The following is a 16672-nucleotide window of genomic DNA, read 5'->3' as shown; positions in this document are numbered from 1 at the left end:
GTCAGATACGGTCACCAGCTCCGCCTGCGTCGCGCCGGGAGACGAACGCTCAGCCACGAACTCGCGTCCGGTCGCCGGTCCCACCCGTAACGGCACTCGCCAGCGCGCCCTTCACACCCACGTCGTCGCCCAGCGACGTGAGGCGGACCTCGGGGACGTTCGAGATGACCAACTCGGGCAACTGCTCGCGGATGGGGTCCAACACTCGGTCGGGGTTGTTGAGCGCGACGCCGCCGCCGACGGAGACGACCAGCGGGGCGTAGGCGTGGACGAGGTTCGCCACGCCGATAGCGTTCCAGCGGCCGACCCGCTCCAAGACGAGGGCCGCGAGCGGGTCATCGTCGCCGGCCGCGAACACGTCGGCGGCCGCAAAGTCCGGGGCATCGAGCGGGAGGTCCGTCTCGACGGCCGCCGTCTCGTGGAGGTGGCCGGCGTAGGCCGGGATGTTGGTCCCCGCACAGTAGGCCTCCCAGTGGCCCGACCCGCCACAGCCACAGGGCATCGCGCCGCTCGGGTCCACGGTGGTGTGACCGATTTCGCCGGCGTTGCCGTCCCACCCCGAGAGGATGTGGCCGTCGACGCAGACGCCCGCGCCGACGCCCGAGGAGACGGTGAGATAGGCCATGTCGTCGGGGTTGCGGTCGGCGTGGAACCGCTCGCCGATGACCGCCGCCGTCGTGTCGTTGTGGAGGTACACCGGCCCGTCGACGAGGTTCTCTATCGGCCCGGTCAGCGGAATGCGTTCGACTGCCGGGAGGTTCGCGGGGTCGTCCACGACGCCGGCCGCCAAATCGAGCGGGCCGATGGACCCGACGCCGACTGCGTGGAGACGCTCGGGGGTCGTCCCCGCGTGGTCGGCGGCGGCACGGAGCGCGTCCAGGACCGCCTCTGTCACCGCGATGCCGGAGGCGGACGGCGTCGCTCGGCGGTCCCGGCCGAGGACGGTAGCGGTTTCGTCACCGACGACGGCCCGGACGTTCGTCGCCCCGAGGTCCACGCCCGCGTACATCTACCCGGCGAGACGGGCCAGTCTCACTTAAGCCCGTTCGCTCGCGGTGTGGCCGCGACGCCTCCGTGTCCGCCCTCACCGGGTCCCGTGGTCGGTGCCGTACACGACGCCACGCTCGGCGTCGAGGGTTACCATCGTCCCGTCGGCCACGTCGAGCGCGATGCCCGAGATGGCGGGCACGCCCAACTCACGCGCGACGATGGCAGCGTAGCCCGTGACGCCGTCGCGAGCGTCCACGATGCCGGCGACCCGCGAGAGGTCACCGTCGAACTCCCCGGCGAAGTCGGCGGGCACGGCCAGAATCGCGCCGTCGGGAATCCCGTCGAGGTCCCCGTCGGTGGCGGTGACAACCGGGCCGGTGGCGAACCCCTCGACGACCGACCGACCGGTACCTAACGTCTCGGCGGCGACGTGAACCTTCAGCGTGTTCGCGGTGTCGAGGCCGTCGAGTTCGGTCATCATCCCCGCGAGGACGACGACTGTTTCGCCCGCTTCGACGGTCCCGGCACTGATGGCGGCACTCACGGCCGACTGGATGACCGCGTCGGCGTCGGCCGCCGCGTAGTCGACGTGGCGGGGCTGAATCCCCCACGAGAGCGCGAGGCGGCGGCGCACGTCGTCCCGTGGCGTGGCGGCGACGATGGGCACGTCCGGACGGTACTTCGCGGCCTTGAGGGCGGTGTATCCCGATTCGGTGGCGGCGACGACGGCACTGGCGTCCACGTCGCGGGCGAGAAAGCGGGCCGAGCGCGCGAGCGCGTCCGTGCGCGTCTCCCCGGCCGCCGGGAGGCGGTGTTCGCGGCTCTCGGCGTACTCCGCGCTGGCCTCGACGTCCCGGACGATGCGGTCCATCGTCTCGACGACGCGGGCCGGGTGGTCGCCGATGGCCGTCTCGCCCGAGAGCATCACCGCGTCCGTCCCGTCGAGGATGGCGTTGGCCACGTCGGAGGCTTCCGCGCGGGTCGGGCGTCGCTCGTGGACCATCGAGTCCAGCATCTCCGTGGCGGTGATGACCGGGACCCCCTCCCTGTGACACCGCCGGATGATTCGCTTCTGGATGAGCGGCACCTCTTCGAGCGGACACTCTACCCCGAGGTCGCCGCGGGCGACCATCACGCCGTAGGCCGCCTCTACGATGGAGTCGAGGTTCGCCACCGCGTCGGCCCGCTCTATCTTGGCGACGACCGGAATATCGCCGCCGAGGGCGTCGATGTACTCCCGGACGGCGTACACGTCCTCGCCGTCACCGACGAAACTCGCGGCCACGAAGTCCACGCCCGTCTCGACGGCGGCGGCCAGTTCCTGCTCGTCCTGTTCGGTGACGACTGGCAAATCGAGGTCCACGCCGGGGACGTTGACGCCTTTCCGGCTGCCCAGTTCGCCGCCGTCCTCGACGCGGACGACGACGGTATCGCCGTCGACGGCCTCGACTGTCGTCTCGATGCGCCCGTCGTCGAGTAGTACCGAATCACCCGGGTCGGCGGCCGCGACGGACAGCGAGAGCCCGACCTGTTCGCCGGTCGTCTCGCCGTCGGGCACGAGTCGCACGGTCGACCCGGTTTCGACCTGCACCGGGGCGTCCAGCGGTGCCGTGCGGACCTCCGGGCCGGGCACGTCGTACATGACCGCGAGCGGGTCGGCACGGTCGGCGGCCACGTCCCGGACCCGCTCGACCAACCGCTCGCGCTCCTCGATGGTCCCGTGGCTGGCGTTCATCCGCACGACATCCATGCCGGCGTCCGCGAGTGCCCGCAATCGCTCGCGCGAGTCCGACGCCGGTCCGACGGTACAGACGATTTTCGCGTTTCGCATGCTGAATCAGTGGCCGCCGCCGCGACGGCTCGTTGTCGGCCGTTGACGTGGCGGGCACATACGTCTTGATACCCGCGACGCGTGACGACGGGCGGGTTACGTGTCCGGTCGCTCTTCGGCCGGGACGAGGTGGGCTTCGCCCCACTCCCGCATCGTAGCGATGACCGGGGCGAGGTCCTCCCCGCGGTCGGTCAGGCTGTACTCGACGCGGAAGGGTTTCTCGCTGACGACCGACCGGGTGACGATGCCCCGCTCCTCCAAGTCGTCGAGACTGTCCGAGAGGACCTTGCTCGATATCCCGTCGACGGCCTCCTTCAGCGCGTTGAACCCCAGTGGTCCCTCCTTCAGCAGTCTATCGACGATGACCGGGTGCCACTTCTTCCCGATGAGCGACGCCGTCGCCGTCACGGCACACCAGTCCTCGCCGGCGCACCAGATTTCGAGTGCGTCGTCCGCTGTCATACCCGTCCGTACGGGTGCCGTCGACTAATAGTTACGTCACGATAGCGCGTTTCGGTGGGTAACCACGACCGGCCGGTTCCCCAAACGCATTAAGTGGCCCCGGCAGTAGATAGACGTATGTACGACGTTATCATTCCAGTCGGCGAAGAAGAAGACGAAGGGGCGGCGTCACAGGCTCAGGGCGTCATCGACCTGCCGGGCGACGCGAGCGAGAAACGGGCGCGGGTCCTACACTCGTTCACCGACAACCCGTCCGGGGCCTCCATTACACAACTCAAGCCCGCGCGGACCGCCAGAGACCGCCTCGAAGACGCGGGCATCGAAGTCGAACTCGACGAGCGGAGCGGCGACCCCGCGACGGCCATCCTGATGGCCGCCGAGGAGCGGGACACCGACCTCATCTGTCTCGGCGGGAGCAAGCGGACGCCGACGGGGAAGGCCCTGTTCGGCAGCGTCGCACAGGTCGTCCTCCTCGAAGCGAAGTGTCCGGTTATGGTCTGTCACCCCGAGCGGTGACGGCCCGCTAGAACCGCTGTCCGTCCGACTCCTTGTCGCTGACGTTCCGGTGGGTCATCACGAGTTCCTCGAAGTTGTCGATGTCCTCGCGGAGTTCGTCGGCGAGTTCTTGGGCGCGCTTCGCGAGGCGTTTGAACTCGTCGCTGTTCTGGAGTTCCGCGGCCGTCTTCTCGGCTTCGAGGACTTCGAGTTTCGAGGCGATGCGGAAGAACTCCTCTAACCGCTTGTCACCGCTCGACGCGTCGATGTGCTGGTCGATGGCGTTTTTCAGCGTCTCCTCGTCGACTGGCTTCGAGAGGTAGTCGTCGAAGTCCATGTCGAGGATGTTCAGGTCCGGGTCGACGGCCGTCACCATGATGACGGCACAGTCGATGCCACGCTCGCGTATCTCGTCGAGAACCGCGTCGCCGGAGAGGTCCGGCATCCGGCGGTCGAGCAGGACGGCGTCGATACTGCCGTCGACCTTGTCGAGTGCTTCCTCGCCGCCGTAGGCGACTTCAGTCTCGTAGTCGTCGTCGAGTTGTAGGGCGTACACGTCGGCGACATCCTGTTCGTCGTCGACGACCAGCACCCGCGGGCGCGTACCTGCTCTGGCCACAACAGTTCGTTGTGTGTGACGCCCCGGCTTATATGTTGTGCGCTGTCCGGCGACCGAATCTCTGTGGCCGGACCGAGACAGGGCGAACCGAAACCGCATCTTACTCACGCGTGGGAACCGTATCGAGATGTATGCCACACGGACGCCGGGGTGGTCGATGATGGAACTGTCAGAGCGAGCGAAGTTCGCCCTCGTGTTGAGCGGCGGCGTCGTCCTCCCGGGACTCGGGAACTACGCGCTCAAGAGCGCGACGTTCCCCTACAGCAACGCGCTGGGCTCTCTCGTGTGGGTCGTCGGCTACATCGGGGCGATGCTCCTCATCTGGTACGTCTGGTTGCGTCCCTTGGACCTGACTGGCCCCGGAGCCTGATGAGGGCGGAACGGAAGTTTTTAGACTTCATCACGGCGACGTTCGGATAGGAATGCTCGTCGTGCTCCAGCTCATCGACAACTTCCTGCTCCAGTACAACGTCGGGCAGGCACTTCTGGCGGTGCTCATCCTCTCGTCTCTGGCTGCCCTGCCGTTGAAATCCCGGAAGGTGTACGCCATCCAGTTCATCAGCTTCGGGCTGATATTCCTGCTGACACCCCAGAGCCTGCTCGCGGAGCCACACTGGAAGTTCCTCGGCATCGCACTGCTGGTGGCTGGCCCGGTGGTCTACATGACCGCCCGAAAGTAATCAGTCCAACTTCCCGAGGCCAGCGAAAAAATCGAGCGGCGGCCCCGCGATGTTGAGCGGGTCGTCGGCCCGCCCGACTCGCAGCGTCGTCGGCGGCGTCACTGCCTCCCCGACCCGGCCGTCGCTTGCCACGACTGCCTCCGACGCGTCCGTCAGCGTGATTTCTATCTCGCTTCCCCCGTCGACGACGAGCGGCGGCAGTCCGTCCCGCGGAGCCATCTCCGTGACGACGAGCGCGTCGACGCCCGGATGGACGAGCGGGCCGCCCTCGCTGAGGTTGTACGCAGTACTGCCCGTCGGCGTCGCGACGAGCACGCCGTCGACCCGGCCGCTGGTGAACTCGTTCCCGTTGACGGTCACCGTCGCCGTGACACCGTGACCGTGCCCGCGCTGGGGGCCGAGAACCGCGATTTCGTTGATGGCGGGCGGGACCGCCCAGCCGTCGCCGCTGGCACCGACCCGGGCGACGGAGCGGGTCCGCGCCTGTCCGCGGTCACGGACGCGTTCGACTTCGGTCCGCACCGTCTCGATGGCTTCTTCCGGAGAGACGGCGTTCAGGAACCCGACTTCCCCGAGGTTGACACCCATAATCGGCGTGGTCGCCGCGCCCCGGGCGGCGTAGAGGAAGGTTCCGTCGCCGCCGATGCTGACCACGAGGTCACAGTCGGCCATCCGCTCGACGGGCACGCCGGACGCCCGGTCCGAGTCCCGGTCGATGTGTTCGGCAGTGGCTTCGTCGACGACGACGGTCACGCCGCTCGATTCGAGGTCGGTACGCACGTCCGCCGCCAACGACGCGGCCCGGTCGTTCCCCCGCTGTGCGACGATACCGACGTTCATTCACCTCCGATTCGGGTGGGTCCCAGATAAACCCCGGGACACCGACGGGGCGGCCGTTCGCTCGTGTGATATCGGAGACAGGCTTAACCCGCCGGAACAACGTTGTCCGGTATGTCCACCCGGCCGACAACGGGGGTTCGCCGATGAGCAAGGAGGACGACTGGTTCGAGCGTGCCCTCGAAGACGAGGCCGAGAGCGACGCGACAGCGGACGACGCCGACGGCGAGACGGCGGAAGACGGCAACAGCGAGACGGCGGAGTCCGACAGCGACGACGGGGCGGCCGACGCCGAGAGCGACCCGTTCGGCGACGCACCCGACGACACCTTCGCCGACGAGATGGGAACGACCGACGACGATGCGTTCGGGATGGGGCAGGCCGACGACGCGGACGCGTCCTTCGGCACGACCGGCGGTGCAGAGAGTCCGTTCGGTAGCGAGGCGGCCACGGATACCGAGGCTGCCCCCGACATCGGCGGTTCGGCCGAGGAGGACCTCTTCGAGGAGGACTTCGCCAGTGCCTTTGGCGGCGGGGCCGGTGGCGACGACGACGACTTCGACGACGACGCTCTGGAGTCTGACATCCCGCGTACCGAACTCGGTATCGCGGGCCTCGACGACATGATACAGGGGGGTATTCCCGAACGCCACCTCGTCGTCACCATCGGGTCGGCGGGGACCGGCAAGACCACGTTCGGCCTCCAGTTCCTCCGGCACGGCCTGCAGAAAGACCCGCCCGAGAAGGCCGTGTTCATCACGCTCGAACAGAGCCGCGAGGCAATCCTCGACACCGCCGACGAGTTCGGCTGGGAGTTCCGCCGCTACGAGGAGGACGACCACCTCGCAGTCGTCGACCTAGACCCCGTCGAGATGGCGAACAGTCTGGAGAACATCCGCGGGGAACTCCCGGAACTCATCCGCGATTTCGGGGCCGACCGGCTCGTCCTCGACTCCGTGTCGCTGCTGGAGATGATGTACGACGACCAGGCGAAACGCCGGACAGAGGTGTACGACTTCACCCGGACGCTGAAGAAGGCGGGCGTCACGACGATGCTCACCTCCGAAGCCAGCGAGGACCACGAGTTCGCCTCCCGCCACGGCATCATCGAGTACCTCACCGACGCCGTCATCTTCCTCCGGTACGTCCGACAGGAGACGCGCGAGACGCGGATGGCCGTCGAAATCCAGAAGATTCGGAACGCCAACCACTCCCGGGAGACCAAACCCTACGAGATTACCGACTCGGGCATCTCCGTGTATCAGCAGGCAAACATTTTCTAGCGGGGACGGGCGTGGGTCAGGGCCAAACTCCCGCCTGCTCCCCGGCGTCGTTGATACGCTTGAGCGCGACGACGTACGCGGCTGTTCGGAGCGACGGGAGCGACCGGTCCTCGTAGGCGTTGACGAGGGTCCAGAACTGGTCGACGATGGTGGCGTCGAGTTCCTCGTTGACGCGCGATTCGGTCCAGTGGAACCGTGGCGGTTCTTGACCCACTCGAAGCAGGACGCGACGACACCGCGGGCCGCGCCGCCGAAACGTGTGCTGTGTTACCAACGCACTTTTGTGGATACCTACCAAATTAGTACGCATCAGAACCGAGGTGGTGTACTCGTCGCTACCTAACTACGGGGGATGGACCGGCGATAAGGGAGTACTGCACCGAAACGGGGGCAGTTACATGAACCGTGAAGCAAGATTAAATTTAACCGTGCGGTACGTGGACAATAATCGAACAATGGGTGGAAACCGAACCGACACAGCGGGGGTGTGTGGTCCGTGGCGATGACCGGTACCGACCTCGATAGCCTGCTCGACGAACCGGACGCGGCGTTCAGGCGGGAACTCGGCGACGCGCTCGCGGGACTGGACGACGAAGACGCACTCGCGGGGGTTCTCGTGCGCTCGCCCGAAACCTTCGAGCAACTCACAGACCGAATGGCGACACTCGAAGATATCGCGGCGTTCGCCGAGACCGACCCAGCGGCCGTCGACCAGTATCTCACCGTCCTCTGGAACGGCGTGGAAATCGTGACCACGAACATCGGGTCCATCGGCGCGGCTGTGACCATGGACACGAGCGTGAACTGGTGCGCGACCGACTCGCCCGTCGCGTTCCACGCGACGACGGACCCGTCGGCCGGCACCATCGCGGGCGGACCGGACCCGCTGGACGACCCGGAAATTACCTTCGAGGGTCACACGGACGTTCTGTTCAGTATGCTCGGTGACGACGAGTTCAACCCACCGCTGGCGTACGTGCAGAACCGGTACGAGGTGGTCGGGTCGCTCGAACGGGCACGGGAGTTCGACCGGATGATGGAGACGGTGACGGCCGACATGGCGGCGTTCGCCTGACCGGGGTTGGCTGTCGCTTCCTCTGCACTCTCGCCGCCCGACGGGAAGCCGTGTCGTGTGGCCGTTATCTCCCGACGGCTACCGGAGACCTGTGTGCCAGTACCGGTGGCTGTCGCTGTCTGCTTACGTCGTGTGCCAGGGCGGCTGCTTTCCTCCCGGGGACTGTAATAAAAGGCCTATTATGGCCTGCATTATATATAGGTGGGCGTGGGGTGTGGGTAAAAACGACCACTCTAATGCGTGTAAAAAACACATCGGAAACGGGGTCCCGACGAAGTCGTCGGGCCGACCGAACAACTGCTGGAGTTCGACGACGTGACGGTGAGTGCGGCCACCGTGGCGATGCTGGCGTGCGGAGGGTGAGCTGACGTGTCTCCCGACCATCCCGTCGACGCCACGACGCCGCCGGGGCCCGGTGCCGCGGGAATCCTCGGGCAGATGGGTGACTTCATGGCGGAGGACATGACCGACATGCTGGCCGACGCACGGGACCGGTACGGCACCGTCGTCAGCATGCGGATGCCCTCGGGCGACCCGGCGGTGTTCGTCGCAGAACCGCAGGGGGTCCAGCGCGTCCTCCAGGGGAACCAGAACAACTACAAGCGGTCGTCGGTCTACCGGAACGAACTCTCGGAGGCGTTCGGCGAGGGCCTGCTCACGAGCGAGGGGGAACTCTGGGAACGCCAGCACCGCCTCATCCGGCCGATGTTCCGGTCGAGTACGGTCAAATCGTTCACCGACCTCATCCTCGACGAGACGGACGCGATGCTCGAAGACTGGACCCACGGGGACCGGATACACCTCTACGAGGAGATGGAGCGTACCACCTTGCTCGTCATCGGGAAAGCGATGTTCAGTGCCGACATGGAGGAACACGCCGACGAAATCGCGGAGGACCTCAGGGTCCTGCGCCGTGCGTTCAAGCGGGAGGTCGGTCCCGTCCCGACGCTCCCCGACTTCGTGCCGTCCTTCCACAACAGTCGGCTGCGGCGGGCGGTTCGTTCCCTCAACGATATCGTCTACGACCTCATCGACGAGCGACGCGCCAGCGACGAGGACCGCGAGGACCTGCTGGGGATGTTGCTCGACGCCCGTACCGACGACGGCGAACGGATGGACGACGAACAGGTCCGCGACGAACTCGTGACCTTCCTGCTCGCGGGCCACGAGACGACGGCGGCCGCGCTGACGTGGACGTGGTACCTCCTCGGCCAGCATCCCGACGAACACGCGCGACTCCACGAGTACGTCACCGAGGCCGACAGCCTCCGGGACGCCGTCGGGTTCTCGGCCGGCGCGGCCGGGAACGAGTCACCGCTCAAACGAGCGCTTCAGGAGTCGATGCGTATCTACCCGCCCGTCCCGGTCATCACGCGGGAGGCCGCCGAAGACGACGTGGTCGCCGGCTACGAAATCCCGGCCGGGAGCGAGGTCATCCTGAGCCAGTTCGTCGTCCACCGCGACCCGGACCTCTGGGAGGACCCGATGGACTTCCGGCCCGAGCGGTTCGCCGCGGACGCGGAACACGAACCGTACTCCTTCTTCCCGTTCGGCGGCGGCAAGCGGATGTGTATCGGCCGTCTCCTCGCGCTCGCCGAGGCACAACTCGTCCTCGGGCGCGCACTCGAGGACCACCGCCTCACACTCGAATCGCCGACGGACGGCGAGCCGGGGATGGACTCGGCGGTGACGATGATTCCCGACGACCCCGTCGAGATGCGGGTCGGCCACTGGGACGACTGACTCACTCCTCTATCAGCATTCGCAGGCTCTCGTCCCCGACGTTGACGAGGAGGTTCGACCCCGACCGGAGTTCGTAGCCGCCCACGTCGAAGGGCATCCGCCCGGTGGCTCCGTCGGCCGTCTCGGCACTGAGTTCGTAGTCGTCCTGTTCGGTGATGTTCGGGTCGACCGTCGTCCGTCCGCCGGGCGCGAGTGTCACCGTCTCCGTGAGGACCGTTTCCTCGCCCCGGGTGAGCGTGAGCGTCACGGTCCGTTCCCGGTCGGTGCCGTTGTCCACCCGTATCAGCATCGGGTCCTCGGGGTTGGGTGTCACGTCCTCGCCGGCGGTGGCGGTGGCCGTCGGTTCGTCCGTCGGAGTGTCCGTCTGCTGTGGCGTGTCACCGTCGTCGGCATCGGGCGTGGCACAGCCCGTGAGGGCCAACGCGACGCCGGTGAGGAGGGCACGGCGGTTCACACCGGGCTGTGTCGACCGGCCGTGATAAGTCTTCTATCGTGCGACGGTGACGGGCACCGAGGACTTGCGGACGACGTTCTCGGCGACGCTCCCGAGGACGATACGTGAGACACCGGAGCGGCCGTGACTCCCCATCACGACGTGGTCGATGTCGTTCTCGTCGGCGTAGTCGACGATTTCGCGTGCCGGCCTGCCGACGACCACTTCGGATTCGACGGTGACGCCCCGCGGTGTCGCCTCCTCCCGAACGTTCTCGAACAGCGACTCCGCGCGGGACTTGGCCTGCTCGAACCACTCCTCGGAGAAACTCGGGATCGACGCCTGCGCGCTGTACCCCGCCTCCGCCGGGTCGATGACGTGGAGCAAGACGAGTTCGGCATCGCCGAACTCGTCCATCGCGAACTCGCAGGCCTCCCACGCCTGGTCGGAACTGTCCATCGGTATCAGGACACGCTTTGCCATGTCTCGCTCCTTCTCGGCCCCCCGTTAAATGGTTCCCGCCCGTCGGCGGACGCGTTACTCCTTCAGTTCCGGCCGTGTTTGGTCACGCACACCGGGAGGCCGACGAGTTCGACCGGTTCGGAGTTGTCTGGCGAGTAGACGACCATCTGTCCTTTCTCCATGTACGGCACCTTCGCCTCCAGATTCGACGGGATGTTGACCGCGGAGATGGCGTCTTCGTCCCCGAGGTTGAGGACGACGGTGGTGTTTATCTGCTTGAAGACGGGTTCGGCGATGTCCTGTGGGTCCTGCGTGATGAGGAACAACCCGAGGCGTTCCTTCCGGCCCTGCTTTGCCGCCTCGGTGAACTTGCCGATGACTTTGCTCGCCTGGACGCTGTCGGCGTCAGTCAGGAAGTTGTGGGCCTCGTCCATCCCGACAACCAGCGGTGTCTCCTTGATGCGGTCGAAGTCCGGGTCGTTCGAGAGTTTCTGGTCGACGAGCAGGCTGGACACCGCCAGCACGATGGTCTCGGCCGTCCGCGTATCGTTGATGTGGTACGTCGGCACGACGGTGAGACCGCCGGGCCGGACGAGTTCGTGAATCTGCTCGGTGATGGGCCGGGCGTTCTGGTCGAACACGTCGCCGAACCCGCGGACGCGGCGGCGGATGGCGTCGAACGTGGCCTCGTGGACGCGCCCGCTCTCGTCCAGTTCCTCCTTGAGTGCCGGGTCGTCGAGGAACGACACGAACTGCTGATACGTGGCGTCGTCGCCGTAGTTGTCGAAAAAGCGGCCGAGGAGATAGCGGAGGCCACCGTACTGGTTGTCGTTGAGGCCGCTCCCGGCGACCAGCCACGGGTTGTCGTCGACCATCGAGAACGGGATGGTGAACTCGACCTGTTCGGCACGGTGGTGGTCGGCGGCGTAGGTGGCACCGCCGACGTTCGGGACGAACGCGATGGTGTCGTCGTGGCCGCCGTAGGCCACGCCCTCCCTGTCGAGGTCACGGCGCGTCTCGTCGGTCATTTCGGGGTTGTCGTCGTGCATCTGTGCGTACTCGTCCTGCGGGTCGAACTGCACGACGGCGGCCTGTACCTCCCGGTCGGCCCCCGACTCGACGGGGTATGTGCGGTCGGCGTCGAGGTACTGCCGGAGGATGTTCTTCGAGCCGTGGGTCTTGCCGGACCCGGTGCCGCCGGCGACGAGCGTGTGCCGGAAGACGAGCGGGTCCCCCGCCTCGTAGTCGTCTTTCAGCCGATAGTCGATGGTCGGCGGTTCCGCGGCCGTCCGCACCCGCTCACCCCCGACGGCGAGGTGCCCGAGGAACACGCCGTCTTCGGGTATCTTCAGCCCCGTCTTGATTTCGCCCTTGTCGGTCGCCGCCCGGACCACCGTCTCCGGTTTCGGTACGCGGTCGGTCATCCGCCGTTTGCCCTCGCCGTCCTCGTCGTAAAGAACCGCGACGGGTTCGAGTTCCGCCATGAACTTGAAATCCTGCTCGTCGATGCCCCGCGAGCGCATCGCGCGGCGGGCGTGAATCTCGGTCGCGTCGTCGCTGTGGAACTCCTGTGCGTACTCCAAGGCCGTGATGCGACAGAATAGCCGTTCCCCGTCCGGATATGGGACCAAGAGGTACGACCCGATGCGGACCGACGAGCGGTTCTCGACTGTCACGTACGCTTGGAGGGTCGTCTCGTCCTCGTCTTCGCTGATGGCCAGTCCCTCGGAGGCAGAGAGGACGCCGATACCGTGGTCGGTCCCCGCCGGGGACACGTCGACTTCCTCGAACGTCTCGTCGGCCCCGTCCTCGTCGTCAGGTGTCCCCGCCTCTTCGGATACACCCTCGGCACCGCCCTCGTCGTCGCCGTCGAACTCCGTGAAATCACCGAGGTCTGACATACAGTGAGCATCGTGCCCGCCCGTCAAACACGTTTCCCCCGGCCGCCGTCCGCGGGCGGCCGTGGGTTTTTGTCCGCTGGCAGCCTACAGATGCCTATGTTACTCATTCAAGGTCGTGCCGGGGGGACGGACTTGACCGGCACGCTCTACGAACGCGGCGAGCGGTCGCCGACGTTCAAGGGCGCGCCCGACGAGGACGCGCCGTACATCTGGGTCTGTGACGCCTTCTACGAGGTCGAGAGCGGCGGCCAGCAGACCACCATCGACGACCGGGAGGTCAACGTCGCCTTCGAGTCCCCGATGCCACAGGGGTTCGAGACCCGCGAGCGAGCCATCGAGGCCGCCGAGGAACACATCCGCACGCAGTTCGCCCGCGTCGGCCTCGACCCCGAGACCGTCGAGATAGAGGTGACCAAGACCGAACCCGGCCAGCACTAATCCGCGCCGGCGAGGAACGCCGCGACGCGGTCACCGATTGTGTCGACCGTGCCCGCGAAGAAGTGGTCCCCGTCGAACGACTCGACTGTGTGTCCTCGCTCGCGGGCACGCGAGACCACCGGCTCCCAGTCGACCGCCGAATCCCGTTCGCCGTAACAGACCTGTACCGGACAGTCGAGCGTGTCGAGTGCCCCGGGTGTGTCCTGGCCCCCGAGACTCGCGGGCGGTGCGAGGACTGACAGTGCCGCCGGGGTGGGGTCGCGTTCGGCCGCGACGAGCAGGGCGACGCCGGCCCCGAAACTGTAGCCGAACAGGGCCACCGCATCGTAGTGGTCACGGGCGTACGCGAGGGCGTTCGCCGCGTCGCGTCGCTCGCCCTCGCCCTCGTCCCACGGGCCGTAGTCGAACCTGACGCAGGCGACGCCGTGGGTCGCGAGTGCGTCCCCGACCGCCCTGAGCCGTGCGTCGCTCCGACTACCGCCCATCTGTGGGTGCGGTGGGCAGGCGACGACGGCGGCGTCGGCGTCGGGGGTGTCGACGCTCGCCCGCACGTCACGCTGGCCGGCGATGCGAACTTCGTCCATGTACCGTCGCGGGTGCGACGGTGTAAGTGTTTTAAGGTCGGCCACGCCCAACGGGCGGATATGGGCATCCTCTCGCGCGCGTCCTACATCGTCCGGTCGAAGGTCAACGCCCTCCTGAACCGGGCCGAGGACCCCTCCGAGACCCTCGATTACTCCTACGAGCAGTTGCGCGACGAACTGCAGGAGGTCAAACAGGGTATCGCCGACCTGACGACCCAGAAGAAACGCCTCGAAATCCAGCAACGCCGCCTCGAAGAGAACGTCGAGAAGCACAACGAACAGGCCCGCGAGGCGGTCCGGCAGGACCGCGAGGACCTCGCTCGCCGCGCCTTGGAGAAGAAAAAACAGAAGATGAACGAAATCGAGGACCTGGAGAGCCAAATCCAGTCCCTCCAGAGCCAACAGGACAACCTCGTCGAGAAGAAAGACGAGCTTCAGAGCCGCATCCAGCAATTCCGCACGAAAAAGGAGACGATGAAAGCCCGGTACAAAGCCGCGGAGGCCTCAAACCGCGTCTCCGAGGCCATGACCGGGGCGGGCGACGAGATGGAGGACGTGGGCCGGGCTATCGAACGCGCCGAGGAGCGCACCGAGAAGATGGAGGCCCGCGCCGCCGCGATGGACGAACTACAGGAGTCGGGCACCTTCGACGACGCCCTCTCGGACAAGGACGAAATCGACCGCGAACTCGACGAACTGAGTACCGACAGCGAAGTCGACGCCGAACTCGACACGCTGAAACAGGAGATGGGGACGGGAGACGGCGACGCCGAGGGCGAGACGGAGACCGAACCCGCCGACACCGAGACCCCGGACGTGGACGAGGAGGCCGTCGAGTCCGAACTCGAAGAACTGCAGGAAGAGGAGAACTAGTCGAGGAAGTCCGCCTCGGTCCGGCGGTCTTCGACTTCGTTTTCGAGGTGGTCGCGGAACTCCGTGACGGGCACGGCCCCGTCAGTCTCACGCTCTTGACGGTCACGGACCGAGATGGTCCCGTCCGCTTCCTCGTTGTCGCCCACGATGAGCATGTAGGGAACCCGGTCCTCGTGGCCCTGCCGAATCTTCTTTTTTACCGTCCACGAGCGGTCCTCGATACTGACGCGGAACGCCCCGAGTTCACGTTTGACCTCCTCGGCGTAGGGGATGTTGTCGTCGCTGATGGGGAGGATGCGGACCTGCTCGGGCGCGAGCCACGTCGGGAAGTTGCCGTTGTAGTGTTCGATGAGGACGCCCATGAACCGCTCGAACGACCCAAGCAGTGCGCGGTGAATCATCACCGGCCGGTGTTCCTCGTTGTCCTCGCCGATGTAGGTCAAATCGAGACGGTCGGGGATGTTGAAGTCCACCTGCACGGTGCCGATGGTCCACTCCCGGCCGAGCGCGTCCCGCGCGTCCAACCCGATTTTCGGACCGTAGAAGGCCGCCTCACCCTCTTCCACGTCGTACTCTATGTCCTGTGCCGCCATCGCGTTTCTGAGGGCGTCGGTCGCGTCCTCCCAGATGTCGTCGCTACCGACTGCCCCCTCGCCCTTCGTCTCTAGCTTGTACAGCACTTCGAGGTCGAACTCCGCGTACATGTCCTCGATGATGCCCAGCGTCCGCCGAATTTCGTCCTCCAACTGGTCCCGGCGGACGAAGGCGTGGCCGTCGTCTTGGGTGAGGCCACGGACACGGAGCAGTCCCGAGAGTTCGCCCGACTGCTCGTTGCGGTAGACGGTCCCGAACTCGGAGAACCGGACCGGGAGGTCACGGTACGAGCGGGTCTGGCGGCCGTAGATGTGCGCGTGGTTCGCGCAGTTCATCGGCTTCAGGCCGTACTCGGTATCGTCCTGCTCCCACGCGAACATCTCGCCCTCGGACTTGAACGCGTCGTAGTGGCCGGTCGGCTTCCAGAGTTCGGCCTTGTTGAGTTCCGGCGTCCAGACCTCCTCGTAGCCCAACTCGTCGTTTTTCCCGCGGACGTACTCCTCCAGTTCGCGCCGAATCTTCATCCCGTTGGGGTGGTAGTGGGCACACCCCGGCGAGTGGTCGGGAACCGAGAAGATATCCATCTCCTGTCCAATCTTGCGGTGGTCGCGTTCCTTGGCCTTCCGGCGGCGTTCGAGGAACGCCTCCAGGTCCGACTCCGAGGGGAACGCGGTGCCGTAGACGCGGGTCAGACTCTCGTTGTCCTCCTCGCCGCGCCAGTAGGCGGCCGAGATGTCCAGCAGCGCGAACGCGCCGATTTCGCCCGTCGACTCGACGTGTGGCCCCTGACAGAGGTCGTAGAACTCGCCCTGTTCGTAGAAGGAGACGGGGTCCTCGCCCGCCGCCTCGTCCGTGAGAATGTCCTGTTTGAACGGGTTGTCCTCGTAGCGGTCGAGTGCGTCCTCGCGGTCGACCATGACCCGTTCGATGTCGAGGTCCTCCTCGATGATGGTCTCCGCTTCGGCCTCGATTGCGTCCAAGTCGTCCTCGTCCAAACCGACGCCGGTGATGTCGTAGTAGAACCCCTCGTCGGTCCACGGGCCGATGGTCAGCTTCGCGTCGGGGTAGAGTCGCTGGAGTGCCTGTGCGAAGACGTGGGCCGCCGAGTGGCGCAACACGTCGAGGTACTCCTCGGCGTCCTCGGTGACGATTTCCAGTTCCACGTCCTCGGTGAGTGGCGTGTGCTTGTCCACGAGTTCGCCGTCGACAACCCCGGCGACGGTGTCTTCTCCGAGTCCCGGACCGATTTCGAAGGCGACGTCCTCGACGGTCGAACCGGCGGAGAGGGAGAGGGTCGACCCGTCGGGGAGCGTGACCGTGACCTCGCTCATACCCGTGCCAAGTCGACACCGCGGGATAAGTGTATTGAGAC

18 protein-coding genes and 1 pseudogene are annotated in these 16672 nt (G+C 66.4%); 8 read left to right on the top strand and 11 right to left on the bottom strand.

All coding sequences use genetic code 11. From position 1 onward, the window contains the following. Positions 1-49: 49 nt before the first annotated feature. The 3 genes from MUG95_RS05000 to MUG95_RS04990 form a co-directional block, all read right to left on the bottom strand. Positions 50-1009 (bottom strand): ROK family protein, encoded by a 960-nt coding sequence (locus tag MUG95_RS05000; RefSeq protein WP_247009975.1) that lies wholly within the window; start codon positions 1007-1009, stop codon positions 50-52. Positions 1010-1084: 75 nt separating this feature from the next. Then, complete coding sequence (gene pyk / locus MUG95_RS04995) at positions 1085-2821, bottom strand: pyruvate kinase (protein ID WP_247009974.1); 1737 nt, start codon at positions 2819-2821, stop codon at positions 1085-1087. A 96-nt stretch (positions 2822-2917) separates the two neighbouring features. Beyond that, positions 2918-3283: a winged helix-turn-helix transcriptional regulator gene (locus MUG95_RS04990; protein ID WP_247009973.1), complete on the bottom strand. Its 366-nt coding sequence runs from the start codon at positions 3281-3283 to the stop codon at positions 2918-2920. A 117-nt stretch (positions 3284-3400) separates the two neighbouring features. On the opposite strand from MUG95_RS04990, the gene MUG95_RS04985 reads away from it, so the two are divergent. Beyond that, positions 3401-3799, top strand: coding sequence for a universal stress protein (locus tag MUG95_RS04985; protein ID WP_247009972.1), 399 nt, complete (start codon positions 3401-3403; stop codon positions 3797-3799). A 7-nt stretch (positions 3800-3806) separates the two neighbouring features. Here the strand turns inward: MUG95_RS04985 and MUG95_RS04980 are convergent, their stop codons facing one another. Continuing rightward, the gene (locus MUG95_RS04980; RefSeq protein ID WP_247009971.1) at positions 3807-4397 is read right to left on the bottom strand and encodes a response regulator; all 591 of its coding nucleotides are present in this window, start codon (positions 4395-4397) and stop codon (positions 3807-3809) included. 157 nt (positions 4398-4554) lie between these two features. Here MUG95_RS04980 and MUG95_RS04975 point away from each other — a divergent pair, with 157 nt between their 5' ends. Together MUG95_RS04975 and MUG95_RS04970 are read left to right on the top strand one after the other, a co-directional pair. Beyond that, positions 4555-4767, top strand: coding sequence for a DUF7996 family protein (locus tag MUG95_RS04975; RefSeq protein ID WP_308219588.1), 213 nt, complete (start codon positions 4555-4557; stop codon positions 4765-4767). 52 nt (positions 4768-4819) lie between these two features. After that, positions 4820-5077 carry a DUF8006 family protein gene (locus MUG95_RS04970; protein ID WP_247009970.1) on the top strand — a complete coding sequence of 86 codons (258 nt, stop codon included), beginning with the start codon at positions 4820-4822 and terminating at the stop codon, positions 5075-5077. Here the strand turns inward: MUG95_RS04970 and MUG95_RS04965 are convergent, their stop codons facing one another. After that, positions 5078-5917 (bottom strand): NAD(+)/NADH kinase, encoded by an 840-nt coding sequence (locus MUG95_RS04965; RefSeq protein WP_247009969.1) that lies wholly within the window; start codon positions 5915-5917, stop codon positions 5078-5080. Positions 5918-6060: 143 nt separating this feature from the next. Here MUG95_RS04965 and MUG95_RS04960 point away from each other — a divergent pair, with 143 nt between their 5' ends. Further along, the gene (locus MUG95_RS04960) at positions 6061-7197 is read left to right on the top strand and encodes a KaiC domain-containing protein (RefSeq protein ID WP_247009968.1); all 1137 of its coding nucleotides are present in this window, start codon (positions 6061-6063) and stop codon (positions 7195-7197) included. Positions 7198-7213: 16 nt separating this feature from the next. Here MUG95_RS04960 and MUG95_RS04955 read toward each other — a convergent pair. Next, positions 7214-7440, bottom strand: a pseudogene (locus MUG95_RS04955) (Glu/Leu/Phe/Val dehydrogenase); the annotation flags it as partial. A gap of 259 nt (positions 7441-7699) precedes the next feature. Here MUG95_RS04955 and MUG95_RS04950 point away from each other — a divergent pair. Together MUG95_RS04950 and MUG95_RS04945 are read left to right on the top strand one after the other, a co-directional pair. Continuing rightward, positions 7700-8272, top strand: a complete 573-nt coding sequence (locus MUG95_RS04950; protein ID WP_247009967.1) for a hypothetical protein — start codon at positions 7700-7702, stop codon at positions 8270-8272. A gap of 369 nt (positions 8273-8641) precedes the next feature. Next, positions 8642-10015, top strand: coding sequence for a cytochrome P450 (locus MUG95_RS04945; protein ID WP_247009966.1), 1374 nt, complete (start codon positions 8642-8644; stop codon positions 10013-10015). Position 10016: 1 nt separating this feature from the next. Here MUG95_RS04945 and MUG95_RS04940 read toward each other — a convergent pair whose 3' ends face one another. From MUG95_RS04940 to MUG95_RS04930, 3 genes are all read right to left on the bottom strand, one after another. Continuing rightward, on the bottom strand, positions 10017-10469 hold the full coding sequence (locus tag MUG95_RS04940; RefSeq protein WP_247009965.1) for an Ig-like domain-containing protein: 453 nt from the start codon (positions 10467-10469) through the stop codon (positions 10017-10019). Positions 10470-10502: 33 nt separating this feature from the next. Continuing rightward, complete coding sequence (locus tag MUG95_RS04935) at positions 10503-10931, bottom strand: universal stress protein (RefSeq protein WP_247009964.1); 429 nt, start codon at positions 10929-10931, stop codon at positions 10503-10505. A gap of 62 nt (positions 10932-10993) precedes the next feature. Next, positions 10994-12811: an ATP-binding protein gene (locus MUG95_RS04930; RefSeq protein ID WP_247009963.1), complete on the bottom strand. Its 1818-nt coding sequence runs from the start codon at positions 12809-12811 to the stop codon at positions 10994-10996. Positions 12812-12907: 96 nt separating this feature from the next. Between MUG95_RS04930 and MUG95_RS04925 the strand changes: the two genes are divergently transcribed. After that, positions 12908-13249, top strand: a complete 342-nt coding sequence (locus MUG95_RS04925; RefSeq protein WP_247009962.1) for a DUF7113 family protein — start codon at positions 12908-12910, stop codon at positions 13247-13249. Here the strand turns inward: MUG95_RS04925 and MUG95_RS04920 are convergent. Then, a complete protein-coding gene (locus tag MUG95_RS04920; RefSeq protein WP_247009961.1) occupies positions 13246-13833 on the bottom strand; it encodes an alpha/beta hydrolase in 588 nt (195 codons plus the stop codon). The genes MUG95_RS04925 and MUG95_RS04920 overlap by 4 nt on opposite strands. Before the next feature lie 60 nt (positions 13834-13893). Here MUG95_RS04920 and MUG95_RS04915 point away from each other — a divergent pair, with 60 nt between their 5' ends. Beyond that, positions 13894-14706 carry a PspA/IM30 family protein gene (locus tag MUG95_RS04915; protein ID WP_247009960.1) on the top strand — a complete coding sequence of 271 codons (813 nt, stop codon included), beginning with the start codon at positions 13894-13896 and terminating at the stop codon, positions 14704-14706. Here the strand turns inward: MUG95_RS04915 and thrS are convergent. After that, positions 14703-16631: a threonine--tRNA ligase gene (thrS, locus tag MUG95_RS04910; protein ID WP_247009959.1), complete on the bottom strand. Its 1929-nt coding sequence runs from the start codon at positions 16629-16631 to the stop codon at positions 14703-14705. The genes MUG95_RS04915 and thrS overlap by 4 nt on opposite strands. Positions 16632-16672: the final 41 nt, after the last annotated feature.

Origin of the sequence: Halorientalis litorea, assembly GCF_023028225.1 — an archaeon.
Lineage (GTDB): Archaea > Halobacteriota > Halobacteria > Halobacteriales > Haloarculaceae > Halorientalis > Halorientalis litorea.
The sequence above is the reverse complement of the archived record's forward strand: the minus strand, read 5'-3'. Positions and strand labels throughout refer to the sequence as shown.